At 72.4% G+C, this 246-nt stretch carries 1 protein-coding gene; it reads right to left on the bottom strand.

Translation table 11 applies throughout. The annotated features are described in order from the left end of the window. A partial coding sequence (locus tag R0J92_RS25485; RefSeq protein WP_411053740.1) for a hypothetical protein occupies positions 1–210 on the bottom strand: 210 nt, incomplete at its 3' end. Positions 211–246: the final 36 nt, after the last annotated feature.

The following is a 246-nucleotide window of genomic DNA, read 5'->3' as shown; positions in this document are numbered from 1 at the left end:
GGCGCCCAGCCGCAAGGCGCTGAGCGCAACCGTCAGGTCCAGCGCCTCGCCGACCGTACCGGATATCTCCACCGTGCCGTCGGCCAGGGCAAGACGGACCGGGGCGATACTGATCCCGCCCGCGGCATTGACCGTGACCTGCGTCGGCGCGGCCAGACGCGGGGAGAAGCCGTAGGCGGTCAGCGCTAACCGATCGAGGCCGACCGTCAATCCGCCATCCGCCGCCGGGGTCAACCGGGCGCCGAC

Origin of the sequence: Tritonibacter sp. SIMBA_163, assembly GCF_046535935.1 — a bacterium.
GTDB classification, from domain to species: domain Bacteria; phylum Pseudomonadota; class Alphaproteobacteria; order Rhodobacterales; family Rhodobacteraceae; genus Epibacterium; species Epibacterium scottomollicae.
Note: the sequence above shows the minus strand (reverse complement) of the source record. Positions and strands in the feature narration are given on the sequence as shown.